General features: G+C 67.1%; 11 protein-coding genes. 9 read left to right on the top strand and 2 right to left on the bottom strand.

Features of this window, described 5'->3' with window-relative positions:
* Positions 1–63: 63 nt before the first annotated feature.
* The 6 genes from AB7878_RS05605 (at position 64) to AB7878_RS05630 (ending at position 9,934) form a co-directional block, all read left to right on the top strand.
* Entirely contained in the window at positions 64–1,332 is a 1,269-nt protein-coding gene (locus AB7878_RS05605) for an MFS transporter (protein WP_369493410.1), read from the top strand.
* Positions 1,333–1,348: 16 nt separating this feature from the next.
* A complete protein-coding gene (locus AB7878_RS05610; RefSeq protein ID WP_369493411.1) occupies positions 1,349–3,169 on the top strand; it encodes a tetratricopeptide repeat protein in 1,821 nt (606 codons plus the stop codon).
* On the top strand, positions 3,166–5,430 hold the full coding sequence (locus AB7878_RS05615; RefSeq protein WP_369493412.1) for a glycoside hydrolase family 65 protein: 2,265 nt from the start codon (positions 3,166–3,168) through the stop codon (positions 5,428–5,430). The genes AB7878_RS05610 and AB7878_RS05615 overlap by 4 nt, the downstream gene beginning before the upstream one ends.
* Positions 5,427–7,103 (top strand): trehalase family glycosidase, encoded by a 1,677-nt coding sequence (locus AB7878_RS05620; RefSeq protein ID WP_369493413.1) that lies wholly within the window; start codon positions 5,427–5,429, stop codon positions 7,101–7,103. The genes AB7878_RS05615 and AB7878_RS05620 overlap by 4 nt, the downstream gene beginning before the upstream one ends.
* Before the next feature lie 282 nt (positions 7,104–7,385).
* Positions 7,386–8,459, top strand: a complete 1,074-nt coding sequence (locus AB7878_RS05625) for an alpha/beta hydrolase (RefSeq protein ID WP_369493414.1) — start codon at positions 7,386–7,388, stop codon at positions 8,457–8,459.
* Positions 8,460–8,536: 77 nt separating this feature from the next.
* Positions 8,537–9,934 carry a sigma-54-dependent transcriptional regulator gene (locus AB7878_RS05630; RefSeq protein WP_369493415.1) on the top strand — a complete coding sequence of 466 codons (1,398 nt, stop codon included), beginning with the start codon at positions 8,537–8,539 and terminating at the stop codon, positions 9,932–9,934.
* Positions 9,935–11,692: 1,758 nt separating this feature from the next.
* Here the strand turns inward: AB7878_RS05630 and AB7878_RS05635 are convergent.
* A complete protein-coding gene (locus tag AB7878_RS05635; RefSeq protein WP_369492740.1) occupies positions 11,693–12,772 on the bottom strand; it encodes an IS110 family RNA-guided transposase in 1,080 nt (359 codons plus the stop codon).
* A 668-nt stretch (positions 12,773–13,440) separates the two neighbouring features.
* Between AB7878_RS05635 and AB7878_RS05640 the strand changes: the two genes are divergently transcribed.
* From AB7878_RS05640 to AB7878_RS05650, 3 genes are all read left to right on the top strand, one after another.
* Positions 13,441–14,022, top strand: coding sequence for a class I SAM-dependent methyltransferase (locus tag AB7878_RS05640; RefSeq protein WP_369493416.1), 582 nt, complete (start codon positions 13,441–13,443; stop codon positions 14,020–14,022).
* Between the two features lie 73 nt (positions 14,023–14,095).
* Positions 14,096–14,545 (top strand): GFA family protein, encoded by a 450-nt coding sequence (locus AB7878_RS05645; RefSeq protein WP_369493417.1) that lies wholly within the window; start codon positions 14,096–14,098, stop codon positions 14,543–14,545.
* A 72-nt stretch (positions 14,546–14,617) separates the two neighbouring features.
* The gene (locus AB7878_RS05650) at positions 14,618–14,806 is read left to right on the top strand and encodes a hypothetical protein (protein WP_369493418.1); all 189 of its coding nucleotides are present in this window, start codon (positions 14,618–14,620) and stop codon (positions 14,804–14,806) included.
* Between the two features lie 564 nt (positions 14,807–15,370).
* Here AB7878_RS05650 and AB7878_RS05655 read toward each other — a convergent pair.
* Positions 15,371–16,933 carry a hybrid sensor histidine kinase/response regulator gene (locus AB7878_RS05655; RefSeq protein ID WP_369493419.1) on the bottom strand — a complete coding sequence of 521 codons (1,563 nt, stop codon included), beginning with the start codon at positions 16,931–16,933 and terminating at the stop codon, positions 15,371–15,373.
* Positions 16,934–17,108: the final 175 nt, after the last annotated feature.

The following is a 17,108-nucleotide window of genomic DNA, read 5'->3' on the forward strand; positions in this document are numbered from 1 at the left end:
CCCGGACTGCGCGATGGCGGTCCGGGCCGCCTTTTTCGACGCGGCCACCTGCACGAGGTGCGCATGAACCGTTTCCGCATGATCGCCGCGCTCGCGCTGACCTACGTGGTCTTCGCGATCCTGCTCAACAGCGTGGGCACGGTGATCCTGCAATCGATCGCCAGCTTCGGCGTCGGCAAGACCGAGGCCAGCCTGCTCGAACTGTTCAAGGACCTCACCATCGCCGTGGTCTCCTTCGGCGTGGCTTCCTTCCTGCCGCTGATCGGCTATCGGCGCGCGATGATCCTGGCGCTGGCCCTGCTCGGCGCCGCCTGCGTGCTGATGCCGCTGTGGCCGGGCTTCCGCACCACCGAGGTGCTGTTCACCTGCGTCGGCATCTCGTTCGCGCTGGCCAAGGTCGGCGTGTATTCCTCGATCGGCCTGCTCACCGCCGACCGCGCCGCGCACGGCCGCCTCACCTCGACGATCGAGGGCACCTTCATGCTCGGCGTGCTGGCCGGCAACTGGCTGTTCAGCGCGTTCATCAACCACGCCCGCCCCGCCGACCTGGCGTGGCTCAACGTGTACTGGGTGCTGGCCGTGCTGTGCGTGCTGGTGATCGCCTTGCTCGCCGGCTCGCGCATGGACGAGTCGGCGGCGCACAACGTGCACACCTCGACCATGAAGGGTTCGCTGGTCGAGATGCTGCAGCTGTTCGTGCGGCCGCTGGTCTACGTGTTCCTGATCTCGGCCTTCCTCTACGTGCTGATCGAGCAGAGCTTCTCCACCTGGCTGCCGACCTTCAACAACGAGATCCTCAAGCTGCCGAACGCGATGAGCATCCAGCTCGCCAGCATCCTGCCCGGCGCGATCGCGCTGGGCCGCCTTGCCGCCGGCCAGGCGCTGCGTCGCATGCACTGGTACACCTTGCTCAATATCTGCGTGGTCGGCATGGCGGCGATCGTGGTCGTGAGCCTGCCGCTGGCGCGCAACATCGTGCCGAACGCCCACATCGGCTGGGGCAACGCGCCCGTCGCCGCCTGGCTGTTCCCGCTGGTGGGCCTGCTGATGGCGCCGATCTACCCGGTGATCAACTCGGTGGTGCTGAGCTCGCTGCCCAAGCCCGCGCACGCGGCGATGACCGGGCTGATCGTGATCTTCTCCGCGCTGGGCGGCACCCTGGGTTCGCGCATCACCGCGATCGTGTTCGCCCGTTCCAACGGCATAGCCGCGTTCTATTTCTCGCTGCTGCCGATGAGCCTGATCCTCGTCGCGCTGTTCTTCTTCAAGCGCGAAACCGACCGCCACGGCCTGGCCGCGGCGACGCCGGCCATCCGCCTCGCGGCGAAATAGCGCCGGCGACGCATCCGTGTCCACGCCCGCACCCATGCCGCTCGATGACCTGCGCCAGGTCGGCGCGCTGCTGCAGGCCGGCGAGCTGCGCGGCGCGCACGAACGCCTGCAGGCCATCGTCGCGAAGCACCCGGACTGCGTGGAGGCGCTGCGCCTGCTCGGCGGCCTGCGCCTGGGCTTCGGCGATGCCGAAGGCGCCGAGGCGCTGCTGCGCCGGGCGCTGGCGCTGGACCCCGGCTGGACGCCCACGCTCGCCACGCTGGGCGAGCTGCTGCTCGCCACCGGCCGTGACGAGGAAGCCGAGGCGTTGCTGCGCCGCGCGGCGACGAAATTGCCGCAAGCCGCCCTGCGGCTGGCGCGCCATTGCAACGAGCGGCAACGCCCGGCCGAGGCGCTGGCCTTGCTCGCGCCGCGGTGCGCCGCCGGCCCGGTCAACGCCGAACTGGCCGCCCAGCACATCGCGGCGCTGGCCGCGCTGGGCCGCGCCGACGAAGCCGCGGATTTCTATCGCCGTGCAGCGGCGGCCGCACCCGACAGCCCGGTCGCCGCGCAGGCACTGGCGATCGCGCTCGCCGCCAGCGGTCAGCACGCCGAAGCCGAACGCGCCGCCAGTCGCGCGCTGGCATCCGGCCGTGCGAGCGCCGCCGCCCACTTCACCCGCGCGCGCAGCCTGCTCGCGCTGGGCGAGTTCGCGCGCGCCGAGTCGGACCTGCGCGACGGCCTGCGCCTGGAGCCGCGCCACGCCGAGGCGCACGACCATCTCGCGCGGCTGGTGTGGATGCGCAGCGGCGATCTCGCTGAAAGCACCGCCACGCTCGACGCCGCGCTGCACCGGTTTCCCGGCGACGAAACCCTGCTCGCCGCCAAGGCCGCGATCCTGCAAGGCGCCGGCGATGCGCGCGGCGCCTGGGCCTGCCTCGCCGAGCCCGTCGCCCGTGCACAGGCCGCACCGTCCCTGCTGGTGCGTGCGGGACTCAGCGCGCTGGAGTTCGATCCCGCCGCTGCGCTCGCGTTGGCCGAACGCGCGTTGCACCGCTCGCCCGCCAGCACACCCGCGCGCAGCCTGCTCGCCGCGGCCCTGCTCGGCACCGGCGATGCGCAGCGCGCGCTAGGGCATTGCGAACTCCTGCTCGCCGACGCGCCCGACGACCAGTACCTGATCGCGCTGCAGACCACCGCATGGCGGCTGCTCGGCGACCCGCGCCACGACGCGTACTGCGACTACGCGCAGCTCGTGCAGCCGTACCGCCTGCAGGCGCCCGCCGGCTGGAGCAGCCTCGCCGGCTTCCTCGACGACCTGAGGCGCAGCCTGCAACGCCTGCACGATCCGCTCGGCCATCCGCTGCTGTTCCAGTCGCTGCGTCATGGCACCGAGACCACCGAGGACTTGGCCCGCCACGCCGACCCGGTGATCCAGGCGCTGTTCCAGGCCTTCGACGCGCCAATCCGCGATTATATGGCTTTCGTCGGCCTGGGCGACGACGCGCTGCGCCGACGCAACCACGGCCGTTACCGTTTCAACGGCAGCTGGTCGGTGCGCCTGCGCAACGCGGGCTTCCACACCAATCACGTGCACCCGCGCGGCTGGATCTCCTCGGCCTGCTACATCGACCTGCCCGACAGCATGGCCGGCAGCGGCAGCACCGACGGCTGCCTCGCCTTCGGCGAGCCCGGCATCCTCACCGCGCCACCGCTGCACGCGCAGCACGTGGTGCGCCCCGAGCCGGGCCTGCTGGTGCTGTTTCCCTCCTACGTCTGGCACGGCACGGTGCCGTTCCACAGCGAGCAGGCGCGACTCACGGTGGCCTTCGACGCGGTGCCCGGAGAGCGGCCATGAAATGCGCCCTGCTTGCAGGCGCCTGGCTGGCGCTGGCCGCGCCGGTCGTGTGCGCCACCGACGACGCGGGCTGGCAGCTCGACGCCGGCTCGGCGGATTTCGCCCACTACTTTCCGGGCCAGCTCGGCAACGGCTACGTCGCCACCTTCAGCGACCCGCGCGGCACCCAGGGCACGCTTGCGTACATGGTCGGCCTGATGGACGAGACGCCGGGCGACATCGCGCGGCCCGCGGCGGTGCCCGGCTGGATGGGCATCGACTATTCCACCGGCGACTCGCAAGCCGGCCACTACTGGCTCAACCAGGTCGAACCCGATCCCGCCACGTTCCGCGATTACCGCCAGACACTGGACCTGCGCCGCGGCGTGCTCACCACGCGCTACCGCTATCTCGACCACGGCCGCAACACGCGCATCGCGGTGACCAGCTTCGTGAGCCAGGCCGATCCGCATCTCGCCGTCACGCAACTGGCGATCACGCCGGAATACGACGGCACGGCGGAGCTGTCGCTCACGCTGGACACCTGGGCGCCGCACCAGCCGCGTCTGCCGCTGGCGCAACTGGACGGCCAGATGACGCAGGAGGCGCTGGCGGCGAACAACCTGCAGATCAGGCCGCTCCCGCCGGCCACCGCCGACCGCGCGCCACTGTGGTACCACGGCGACGTGCAGGTGCTGGACGCCAGCGGCGACGCCCGCGCCTACACCATGGCGCTGGATGGCCGCGCGGCGCACGGGCCGCGCATGGCGATGGCGGTGGCCGTCGGCCGGTCCGGCAACGTCATGCCCAGCCAGGCGAATTACCGCCGCGACCCGTACCGGCTGGCGCTGGACCTGCGCGTACCGGTGCGCAAGGGCCAGACCTACGTGTTCACCAAGTACGTGGCCTTGTCGCGCGACGGCTGGGGCGGCGACGCGGCCGCCGATCTCGCGCTGGCGCGCGCCGCGCGCACGCGCGGCTTCGACGCGCTGCTGGCCGACCAGGCCGCCGCCTGGGCGAAGCTGTGGCGCAGCGACATCGAGATCGACGGCGATCCCGACGCGCAGCGCATGGTGCATGCCGACCTCTACTACCTGCTCTCCAACGTCGCCCCCGATACCGCCTGGGCCGCCGGCGCCTGCGGCCTCTCCACGGGCTACGCCGGCCACGTGTTCTGGGACAGCGACACCTGGCTGATGCCGGCCCTGCTGCTGTTGCATCCGGCGCGCGCGAAATCGCTGGTGATGTTCCGCGCGCGCACGCTGCCGGCGGCGCAGGCACGCGCGCAGGCACGCGGCCTGCAAGGCGCCATGTATCCGTGGGAGGCCGACCCGGAGACCGGCACCGAGCAGACGCCGCATGCCGCCCATGTGCTGGGCGAGCGCGAGATCCACGTCACCGCCGACGTCGCCATCGCGCAGTGGCAGTACTGGCTCGCCAGCGGCGACCAGGACTGGCTGAAACAGCATGGCTGGCCGGTGATCCGCGCCGTGGCCGAGTTCTGGGCCAGCCGCGCCACCTGGGTGCCCGCGCGGCACCGCTACGAGATCCTGCACGTCACCTCGGTGGACGAGGATTACAACGACGTGCCCAACGACACCTACACCAACCTCGCCGCGATCAAGGCGTTGCGCATCGCGACCGCCGCGGCGAAGCAGTTGGGCGAGGCCGCCGATCCGCAGTGGGCGAAAGTGGCCGACGGCATCTACGTGCCGATGGCCGCCGACGGCAGCCATCACCTGGACTTCGACCCCAGCGTGCCGCACGACCTCGACACCTGGGGCGGCAGTTCGCTGCCGATGCTGGCGCTGCCGTCGCTGGACGTGGCGATGAGTCCCGCGCTGCGCCGCGCCGACTACGCCTACGCGGTCGCCCCCGTGCGCAGTTCCACCAGGGATCCCAACAGCATGGGCCTCGCGCCGCTGTCGATCGCCGCCGCCACCGCCGGCGAGACCGCCGATGCCGACGACTGGTTCGAGCGCAACCTGCATGCGCAGGTGGTGCAGCCGCCGTTCGCCGTGCGCACCGAGACCGCGCACAACAACACCGGCTACTTCCTCACCGCCAGCGGCGGCATGCTGCAGAACATCCTCTACGGCTTCACCGGGCTGCGCATCGAGCCGCAGGGGCTGGTGCCGGCCTGGCCACCGATGCTGCCCGCGCGCTGGACCGCGCTGACCCTGCGCAACATCAGCTTCCGCGGCAAGCATTACGACATCCGCGTGCAACGCGACGCCGACGGCCGGCCCGCTCTGTCGATGACCGAGGACATCCGCCCATGAAACTCCGCACCCGCCTCGCCACCCTGCTGCTTGCGGTGCTGTCCGCGTCCGTGGCTTCCGCCGCCACGCCCGACGCCGCGAAGACGCTGGACTACATCCATCACGCCTGGACCACGCTGACCCGGCAGATGGCCGACTGCTCCGCCTTCGGCAAGGGGCCGGGCGACACGCAGCTCGCGCTCTACCTGCCGCATGCGCTGCCGATGCCCGAAGGCCTGCCCACGATCGCCGCGCGCTGCCACGTGGAGCTGCGCCGGTTGCCGCAGACGATCCGCGAACTCGGCGACGTGGATGCAGCGAAGCTGCCCGCGCAAGGCCTGCTCTACCTGCCGCATCCCTACGTGGTGCCCGGCGGCTTCTTCAACGAGATGTACGGCTGGGACAGCTACTTCATCGAGCTGGGCCTGCTCGCCGACCACCACGAGGCGCTGGCGCGCGACATGGTGGACAACGCGCTGTTCGAGGTGCAGCACTACGGCGGCGTGCTCAACGCCAACCGCAGCTACTACCTCAGCCGCTCGCAGCCGCCGTTTCTCTCCGCGATGATGGCGGCGCTGCTGGCCGATCCCGCCAGCTTCCGCAACGACGCCGATCGACGTGCCTGGCTGGCGCAGGCCTATCCGCTGGCGGTGCGCAACCACGATCTCTGGCTGCGGCCCGGACACCGCGCCGGCGACACCGGCCTGGCGCGCTATTTCGACTACGGCCACGGCCCGGTACTGGAGGCGCACGACGCCGGCTACTACCAGGGCGTGATCCGCTGGCTGCTGGCGCACCGGTCCGAAGATCCCGGCTATCTGCTCAAGTCGGCGCAGCATCCCGACGACGCCGAAGCGGCGCGGCTGAAGACCGCGAGCTGCGACGTCACGGCCTCGAAGGTCTGCGCCGAGGCCTGGGTGGATGGTTATCGCCTGACCGCCGACTACTACCTCGGCGACCGCGCGATGCGCGAGTCGGGCTTCGACGTGAACTTCCACTTCGGCCCCTACGCCGGCCTCACCCACCACTACGCACCCGTGGGCTTGAACAGCCTGCTCTACCGCTACGAGCGCGACCTGCACGACTTCGCCGTGACACTGGGCAAGACGGCGGATGCCGGGCACTGGTCGCAGCTTGCGGCGGCCCGCAAGACGGCGATGGACAAGTACTTGTGGCAGCCCGCGCAAGGCATGTACATGGACTACGACTTCGTGGCGGGCAAGCCCTCGGCCGATCCCTACCTCAACACGTTCTATCCGTTGTGGGCCGGCGCCGCCTCGCCCGACCAGGCCAAGGCGCTGCGCGGCAAGCTCGCGTTGTTCGAGCAGCGCGGCGGCCTGGCGATGAGCACCTGCATCACCGGCGCGCAATGGGATGCGCCCTACGGCTGGGCGCCCACGAACTGGCTGGCGATCAAGGGGCTGGACGATTACGGCTTCCATGCCGACGCGCGCCGCCTCGCCGGCAAGTTCATGGCCACGGTGGATCGCGGCTACGCCGACGACGGCACGATCCGCGAGAAATACAACATGGCGCAGGGCAACGCGCAGGTGCAGATCACCGCCGGCTACACCCAGAACGTGGTCGGCTTCGGCTGGACCAATGGCGTGTATCTGAAGCTGTGGCAGCTTATCGACGGTGCAGACGAAGAAAAGGCGACTGGCGCGGCCACTTCGGCAAACGGCATGAAATAGCGCGTCAAACCCGGTCGCCGTCGAGAGCCCAAGCTTGGCGCCACCTGATTGGCGACGACGCCCAGCCAGTGAATCCGTTCGCGCTGAGCGTAGCTTGCGGCAGCAAGCGGAGTCGAAGCGCCCTGCGACGATAGCCCTTCGACTTTCCTCGCTCCCCAGAGCGTGGCCATCCATGGCCACTCCCCGCGTCGGCCCTGCGGGCCTACGCTCAGGGCGAACGGCGTAGGCATCGACAGCGTGGCACGAATATCGGATGCACTTCCCAATACGCGAGGAATCTCCATGCACCACGCACGCCTTCCACGCCTCGCCCTGGCACTGCTGCTCTGCAGCCTGTTCGCCGCCAGCACCCTCGCCCAGGACGCCAAACCCGGCGTGCAGCCCGACGGCACCGTCACCGCACCCGCCGCCAGCATCCCGTATTCCACGTTCGCCTCGCCGCAGGCGCGCGCGTTCTTCCCGAGGATGCTCGCCGAGGGCGCCAAGGCGCCGCCGCTCAATGCGCCGATCGCCGCGAGCCGCGCCTTCTACGACCGCATGAACAGCGCGCGCGTCGCGCGCATGGAAAAGCTCTATCCGGTGCAGACGCATCGCGACACGATCGCCGGCGTCGGCGTCGACGTGGTGCTGCCGGCGCAGGGCGTGGCGCCGGCGAACCGCCATCGCGTGCTGCTGAACCTGCACGGCGGCGCGTTCCTGTGGGGTGCGCACAGCGGCGCGCTGGTGGAATCGATCCCGGTCGCCAGCCTCGGCCGCATCGAGGTGATCGCCGTGGACTACCGGCTCGGCCCCGAGCACGTCTTCCCCGCCGCCAGCGTCGATGTCGAAAAGGTCTACCGCGAACTGCTGAAGACCCACCGGCCGGAGCAGATCGGCATCTACGGCTGCTCGGCCGGCGGCATCCTCACCGGCGAGGCGGTGGCACGCTTCATCACCGACAAGCTGCCGGTGCCCGGCGCAATCGGCATGTTCTGCGGCGCGCTGACCGACCTTGGCGGCGATTCGGCCTACGTCGCGCCGCTGCTCAACGGTCAGGGCGTGCCGGCGCAGCCGCTGGGCCTGGCCGCGATCCCCTACTTCCGCGGCGCCGATCCGCGCGATCCGCTGGTGCAGCCGGGCCTGTCGCCCGCGCTGCTGGCGAAGTTCCCGCCCGTGCTGCTGATCACCGGCACGCGCGACATGGCGCTGAGCTCGGTGGTGCACAGCAACGAGCTGCTGCGCCAGGCCGGCGTGCCCACCGAGCTGCGCGTGTGGGAGGGCATGTGGCACTCGTTCTTCTCCGACCCGGAGCTGCCCGAGTCGCGGCAGGCCTATGCCGCCATCGTCACCTTCTTCGGGAAGCGGCTGGCCCGCTGAGCCGGGGCTCCCGCGCTTTGCCCCCCGTCGGCGCGACGGGTATCCTCGGCGGAACGCCACCACCAGCCCCCGCACCCATGAGCCAGCAGACCGTCCTGGTCATCGACGACGAGCGCGACATCCGCGAACTGCTCACCATCACGCTGGGGCGGATGGACCTGCAGGTCGACGCCGTGGGCACCGTCGCCGAGGCACGCTACGCGCTGGCCGGCAAAACCTACGACCTGTGCTTCACCGACATGCGCCTGCCCGACGGCAACGGCCACGAGATCGTCGAGCACATCGCCGCCAACCATCCGGACATGCCGGTGGCGATGATCACCGCCTACGGCAACGTGGACGCCGCGGTGAATGCGCTGAAGGCCGGCGCGTTCGACTTCGTCTCCAAGCCGGTGGACATCCAGATGCTGCGCCAGCTGGTGCGCACCGCGCTGCGCCTGGCCGAGGAAAAGCGCAGCGGCAAGGCCGCGGCCAAGGCTGGCGGCGCCGGCGACCGGCTGATCGGCGACTCGTCGGCGATGCAGCAGGTGCGCTCCACCATCGCCAAGCTCGCGCGCAACCAGGCGCCGGTGTACATCGCCGGCGAATCCGGCGTGGGCAAGGAGCTGGTGGCGCGGCTGATCCACGAGCAAGGCCCGCGCGCGACCGGTCCGTTCGTGCCGGTGAATTGCGGCGCAATCCCCTCCGAGCTGATGGAGAGCGAGTTCTTCGGCCACCGGAAGGGCAGCTTCACTGGCGCCGGCGCCGACAAGGAAGGCCTGTTCCAGGCCGCGCACGGCGGCACGCTGTTCCTCGACGAGGTTGCCGAACTGCCCCTGCACATGCAGGTGAAGCTGCTGCGCGCGATCCAGGAAAAGGCCGTGCGCCCGATCGGTGCGCGCGAGGAAGTGCCGGTGGACGTGCGCATCCTCTCCGCCACGCACAAGAACCTCGCCGCCCTGGTCGAGCAAGGCCAGTTCCGCCAGGACCTGTTCTACCGCATCAACGTGATCGAACTGCGCGTGCCGCCGCTGCGCGAACGCCGCGGCGACGTGTCGCTGCTGGCCGACTTCATCCTGCAAGGCCTCGCCCGCAAGAGCGGCGGCCAGCCCAGCCGCCTGCTGCCCGAGGCGCGCCAGGCGCTGGAAGCCTACGACTTCCCAGGCAACGTGCGCGAACTGGAAAACATCCTCGAACGCGCCACCGCGATGTGCGACGGCGAACACGTCGACGCCTACGACCTGATGCTGCCACAGCGCATGCCGCGCGCGGACGCCCCACCCGCCGCCCCCGGCCAGCCCGCACCCGCCGCGGCCCCCTCGCCCGCCAGCGCCACCGGCGACGGCGGCCTCGACGACTACATCAGCAACCTCGAGCGCGGCGCCATCGTGAAGGCGCTGGAGGAGTCGCGCTACAACAAGACCGCAGCCGCCAAGAAACTCGGCATCACGTTCCGGGCGCTGCGCTACAAGCTCAAGAAACTCGGCATCGACTGATGCCGCGGTTGGCCCTTCGCCCGCTTGCGGAGAGGCTCACGTGTTTCCCCTCGCCCGCTTGCGGGAGAGGGGTGGGGGGAGAGGGGCTCTGCCTGCCCCATTCGCCAGTTTTAAAGCCGTTTCGTGCGCCTGCCGGCGCCCGAGTGACTTCTCTTTTGCTTGTCCACGCCGCCGCAGGAGCAGCGGCGAACAGCGAAGCTGGCCTGAAGGGCGGAGGGCAGGATGCCCGGAGTCAAGGAGAAGTAGCCAAGAGGAAACGACACCCCGGTTGGCGCGTTCCGTCCATCCATGGACGGAACGTCCGTGAGGCGGTGCCGGGCTTTTCGAGCGGGCTCGGGCAACCGCTCCTGCGTTGCCTCAACTCCGGCGTCCATGCCGTCGCCTGCCCGCGCGAAAAGGCGAACCCATCCATGGGCTCGCCCACCGCGCGGCCTGATCGTCCCCACCTCACCGCCGCCCAGGGACCCCGGAAAAGCAGGCGCGCATCCTGCGCACCAGAAGCCAGTGTGCCGCCAGCCTGCAGCCATGCGCCGCTGCCATCCCGAGGCCCCCTCGTGCATATCGGCGTTTTCGGGGTGATAAGACTTATGCCCCCTGTTTTGCGTGATATGCACACCGGCATGTCCTCGACCTCCGGCCCCAGGAGGAAGGCCAAACCGTTGCCTGCACGAAGAATTTCCTCGCTTGACGCTGGAGCTTCGGCGATGGAGCATGGCTTGCATATGCCCCGATCCGGGGTCTAATAAGCGTTAGACGTCATGGAATCCATCGTGTCCCAGGAACCGCTCATCTGTGTTCGTTGCAACCTTCCCGTTGAAAAGAATGCTGCGTCCTACGAAGTTTTCGAGCGGATGCACTGGCTTTGCTTCCATCTGGAGTTTGAGCACCATGATGATCCAGATCGGCCCTGTGGTGATCCGAGCTGCCCTTGGTGGCACATAGAAGTTCTTCGGCAAAAAATTGTGTCTCTTGGCGAAGATCCAGACCAGACAATTAAGCTTGCTATCAAAGATCGGTGGCATCTGTAAACGTCTAACATTTCGTTCAAGGCGGACGGCTTCGCCGCCGCTTAACTCTAGCGTTAGACCTGCCCAGACATGCTTACAATCGACCTCAACGACCCAACCCAATTCACGCGTGAAAATGTTGCCAAGCTCATTGGCTCAGTCTTGGACACCCAGAACTGGCAGCTACGGGTTACAAAGCAAGGCATTGCGTACTTATCTGACGTAACGGGGTCACGTGACATAGAAGGCTTGGCGTTTCGCTTCGAGACTTGGAGTGCTAGGAACAACTATGTTGGGTTCCAAGCTGCGCATGACCAAAGCTGGGTCGCGCAGGTTTTCGCTGACCTCATGGAAAATTGGCCAGATCCAAAAGATTCGTACATCGGGTGCTAGGTCTAACATCTCCGTAAGAGACTTCCGATCAAGCCCGGGCGCATGATGCTTTTGCCCTGAGCTTTCGGGCCACTGCTGGTCATGGTGTTGTCCTGTTTTCTACGTGCTGCGCGTCAGTGCTGTGCGTGCTGCAACGAGTGTCAGACGGCATTTCCGTAACCGGTCTTGTTGAGCCGATGTGGCCGACTCGGACCTCTGTATAAACCGCACCCGAAGACCTCTTTCGTTCATCGGACTGTCCGGGGATCGGGGATCGGCCGAAGCGCCGTTTGGACGTCCATCCAGTTAGCCAGGTTCTCTCCGGGGTGGTCTGACCTGTTGTCTACCGTGTCGCGCTGACGATGGAGCGAAACTTCTTCTAGGCCATGTGCCTCGCGTGGCTTTGCCGGTGCATCGGATGGTTCAGGCACGCGTGCGGGTCGTAGTCCACGTCGTGCGCCAGTACCGCCCAGATCTGCCGGGCGTGCTTGTTGGCGATGGCCACGATCACCTTGCCGAAGGGCAGGCGCCCATCGAGTGAGCGTATCCACAGCTGTTCCGGGGTGGCTTTCTCCGTGGCCACGGCCTTGGCCCGCTGCAGGCTGCTGCGGGCGCCCTGGATCAGCAGCGTGCGCAGGTAGGCATCGCCGCGGCAGCTGATGCCACCCAGTTGCGCATGCCCGCCGCTGGAATGTTGCGTGGGCACCAAGCCGAGCCACGCGGACATCTGCCGCCCCTGTTTGAACTCGCGGGCGTTGCCCACCGTGGCCACCGCCGCATCGGCGGTGATCGGGCCGATGCCCACCATGGCGCGCAACTGCACGCACCGCGCGTCCTGACGCGCGTGGGCTTCGATGCGTGCATCGCACGCGTCGAAGTGCAGGCGCACCTGCGTCCAGTGATCGGCCAGGTCACGCAGCAACTCCTTGAACTCGGCGGGCAGTGCGAGCTGCGCATCCAGGTCCGCCAACCGTCGACGCAGCGCCCGATCGCTCTGCGCCACGATCACGCCGAACTCGGCGAGCAGGCCACGGATGCGATTGCCGATGGCGAGCGATTCGGCCTTGTAGCCCTCGCGCACCCGATGCCACGACAGGCGCACCTGCTGGTCGATGTCCTTGACCGGCACGAAGCGCATGTTGCCCTGGCGCGCCGCGGTGGCAATCGCCTCGGCGTCGGCGCGATCGTTCTTGCTGCGCGAGCTCTTGCGGAACGGTTTGACGAACTGGGCGGCCATGATCTTCGGCTGCAAGCCGTACGCCTGGCAGCGCCGCGCCCAATGGTGTGCCCCGCTGCATGCCTCCATCGCCACCACCGTGCCCGCCGGCAGCTGCGGCAGCCACGCGATAAACGCATCGCGACGCAGATCCTGCCGCCGCCGCACGTGGCCGGCGCCGTCCATCTCGCACGCCGAAAACACGCTCTTCGCCAAGTCCACACCCAGGGTTATAGTGCTCATGGAGACTTCCTCTTCTGCTGACGGTTGTGTCGCAACACCATCATGGCCTTCGAGGCCGTAAGGGGAGGAAGTCTCTTTTTACTCGTTCAAGGCGGACGGCTTCGCCGCCGCTTAACTCCAGCGTTAGAGCCCATGAAGAATATCGCACGCCTTGCCCTTGCCGCCCTTATATTGACTAGCCTGCTGGCCTGCTCAGATGCTTACAATTCGTTCTTTGGATGCAAGCCCGATCTCATTAGTACGGTTCCATCTCCTGACGGAAAGTACAAAGCAATCACTCGAGTATGCGGCTGCAGTGCGGATGTGGGACGTCATCTGAGTACCGCAATTGTCCACTCGAACACACAAGGTAGCTGTCACGACCTTAAAGACGAGTCTCTTGCAATCTCTTGGAATAATACTGACAAGTCAAGCGCATCTGTACTCTGGCAGGACAATCGAACGCTAGAGGTAAAGTATTCTGCTGGCACCACCAACATCAACAACGAGCCACTAACATTACCTAGGCGCCGAATCTCATCATCCTTGGCGCCGAAAATAGTTGGGCCGACGAACAGTCTCTAACACCTCGTTCAAGGCGGACGGCTACGCCGCCGCTTAACTCCAGCGTTAGCCGTCTTATGAATAATCCCTGGCTTGAAATTCCGCTCTCGGACTATGAGTCCCACATGTCGCTGCCAACAATTGCTCAGGCTGAAATGTTGGCTGCCCAATTCTCGAACGCTTTGCTCCAGTTCTCACCGGAGTCCGTTGCAGTTATCGGCTGTGCCGGCGGCAACGGCTTCGACAGAATTCCCTCTACAACGAAGCGCGTGATTGGCGTTGACATCAACCCAAGCTATATCGCTTCTGCTTCATCTCGTTACCTCGGGCGTATTGCTGGCCTCGAATTTCATGTTGCTGACATTCAGGCTTGTCCGTTGCAATTCGACCCCGTCGAACTTATTTACGCAGCCCTAGTGTTCGAGTATGTCTCGCTTCCTGCGGCATTAGGCAATTTGTCGCGTGTGTGTCGTCCCGGCGCACGTTTGGTTTCGGTACTTCAACTGCCATCGGCGCATGTGCACGGGGTGTCACAATCGCGGTATCAAAGTGTTCAAGTGCTTGCCCCGCTCATGCGCCTAATCCCCCCTGGAGATCTGGCTGAGTGTGCCGCATCATCTGGTTTCACGCTGGAGTCGGAGAAAACATTGGCGCTCGAGTCGGGGAAAGAGTTTTCCATTCAGGTCTATCGCCATGCAGCCGGCTAACCCTGCGTTCGAGACGACCTGCGCGAAAAGCTGCGCAGGCACCTCAACTTCACGTTAGGCATCAGTTGAAGATATGACGCAAGTCCAACAATCAACGACCTTACATGGTGGCTGTCACTGCGGCAGCATTCGAGTCGAATTCACCACAGTCCGAGACCTTGCAAGCACTAGCCCTCGGGCGTGCGATTGCAGCTTCTGCCAAAAGCATGGGGCGGCGTACATCTCGGATCCTTCGGGTGCTCTACGCGTGGTTGCCGCAAAACCAAAAACGCTGCATTCCTATCGCCAAGGTTCGGAATTGGCTCGCTTCCAACTATGTGGTCAGTGTGGCGTCCTCGTTGCTGTTACCTTCGAACACAAAGGCAGCACATATGGTGCTGTCAATGTCGGCTGCCTTGATGAGCTTGGGCTTCTCGGTGCCCGCGTGCCGGCATCACCGCAGCTGCTGAGCCCGCAGGAGAAAGTTTCACGGTGGCTGCGAGTTTGGGTGCCAAATGTGCAGCTGGTAGTGTCTGGTACCTAACCAGTCGTCCAAGCGGGCGGCTTCGCCGCCGCTTGACTCCAGCGTTAGCCGTCAGCAAACAGGAGGTCACGCATGTCTGCTCTCTCCTTCAACAAAGTCGCAACACTCATCTTTGGCTTGGTCGCCGCAGTGCAACTTGCCAGATTGATCTTCGGTTTCCCTATTCTGATAGGTGGGGTCACCATTCCAATCTGGGCTTCCGGCATTGGGTTTCTCGTTGCCGGAGGAATGAGCCTCTGGGGCTTGCGCACCAAATCCTAAGTGGCGGTTGGCGTTCTCTTTTCATGGTTGCTGGCGGCTAACTAATCCGTAGAAAACACGGGTCAGGAAAACACTGGTCAGAGTGCAATTCTCCGCGACACGACTGGGCCGCTTCCGCAGCCACTACGCGGCTGCGTCCGAGTACGCGCCGGGAGCGCGCTGCTTTACCCGGGGCCCCTATGGCACGGCGGATGGGTGGAGGAAAGTCCGCAGAATGGCCGGCAGGAGGCCGGCCAGTTTTTCGCCGGTACATGGATGTGCCGTCGGAAAACCCCGTAACCCGCCCGCGCACCCGCAGGGCAGGATGCCTGGAGGGCGCGCCATCGGGGTGTCGTTTCTCTTTGGCTACTTTCTCTTTGGACAAGCAAAGAGAAAGTAGCTCGGGCGCCGGCAGGCGCACGAAACCGCTCTATCGCTCGCGGCAGCGCCGAAGCAAAAGCCCCTCTCCCCTACCCCTCTCCCACAAGTGGGAGAGGGAAAATCTCGCAACTGCGGCAGCGTTGAGGCGAGCACCCGCCCCTCACCCCAACCCTCTCCCCGAAGGGGAGAGGGCTTCATGCGGCATCAGCCCGCGGTGCTGACCAGCGCCAACCGCAGCGTGCGCAGCAGTTTCCGCGTGGTGACCGGCTTGTCGAGCACGTGCAGGCGCGGCAGCGGCGGGAGTTCGTCGAGGTCCGGCGGCGCGTCGGGACGTACCAGCATCACCACCGCGCTGTCGTAGCCCTGCTCGACCAACGCGCCCAGCGTGCGCACGGCGGTGAACAGGTTCATGTCGGCGTCCATCAGCACCAGGTCGGGCAGGCCGTGCGCGCCGATCCACTGCAGCGCGGCGGTGCCGCTCTGGCTGGCATGGGCCTGGTAGCCCCACGCATCCAGCGTGTCGCTGAGCAGGGACAGCTGACTGGCCGCCTCGGCCACCACCAGCACCTGCTCGGCGGCGCCTTCGAGGCTGTCGCTGTCGTCGCCGTTCGCCTCGGCGGCGTCCGCCGCCGGAGCCTGCAGCGGGATGTACAGGTCGAAGCGGGTGCCGCGGCCGGGCACGCTGTCCACCCGCATCACGCCGCCGTGGCTGGTGACGATGCGCCGGCAGGACACGAGGCCGAGGCCGGTGCCGTTCTCCTTGGTGGTGAAGAACGGTTCGAACAGCCGCGCCAGCACCTCGCGGCTCATGCCGGGGCCGTTGTCGGCCACGCTGAGGCGCAGGTGGCGACCGGGATGCGGCTCCTCCCCGGACAGGAAGAACTCCGGGTCGAGCCGTTGCTGCGCGGTCTCGATGCGCAGCTCGCCGCCTTCGGGCATCGCCTGGATCGCGTTGAGGCAGAGGTTGAGCAGGCATTGCTGCAGCTCGGTGTGATTGCCGGCGAACGTGAGTTCGGGGGCGTCGACCGCGATCTCCATGTGGATCGCGCGCGGCACGCTGCCCTGCAGCAGCAGGCCCAGCGCGTCCATCAGCCCGCCCAGGCGCACCTGCTCGGCGCGACGCGCGCCGCGGGCGAAGGACAGCATCGACTGCACCATGTCCAGCCCGCGCTTGCCGCAGTCGCGCACCAGTTCGCCCAGCCGCGCCAGCTGCGGGTCCTCGGCATGGTCGCGCAGGCTGTCGCCGGCCAGCAGCAGCGGCTGCAGCAGGTTGCGCAGGTCATGGCTGAGGCCGCCGGCGAGCATCGCCAGGCTCTCGAAGCGCTGGGCGCGGATCAGCTCGGTCTGGGCGCGCTGGCTGGCGCGGCGCTCGGCGGCCTCGACCAGCGCGCGGCGCACCGCGCTGGCGAGGCGCGCGGGGTTCTGCTTGAGGATGTAGTCGGTGGCGCCGTTGCGCAACGCCTCGATCGCCGCCTCCTCGCCCAGCGTGGCGGAGACGTAGATGAAGGGCAGGTCCGGGTCGCGCTGGCGCAGCAGCTCCAGCGCGCGCTGGCCGGAGAAGCTCGGCAGGCTGAGGTCGGACAGCACGATGTCGGGCACGAACTCGCGCAGCGCGACGAGATAGGCCTCCTCCTCGTCGACCACCCGCGCCTCGTGCGCGAGCCCGTCGTCGTCGAGCTCGGCCAACGCCAGCTCGGCGTCGTTGCGGTTGTCCTCCACCAGCAGCACCCGGATCGGGCGTGTGTCGCTGCCGTGCGCACCGTGCATGGGCTCCTCCCCTCGTCTTGCTGCCTCGCTTCAAACGCTATGCATTTCAATGGAACGAAATGCTGCCGGCTTCCTTGCCGGGTGTTTTTGTTCGTCATCCGGCGGCTTCCGTCGCCCGTGGATTCCCGCTCGACCGGCCTGCGGCTGCGGCAAGGCGGCTCGCTGGAATGTCGGC

Origin of the sequence: Rhodanobacter humi, assembly GCF_041107455.1 — a bacterium.
Lineage (GTDB): Bacteria > Pseudomonadota > Gammaproteobacteria > Xanthomonadales > Rhodanobacteraceae > Rhodanobacter_A.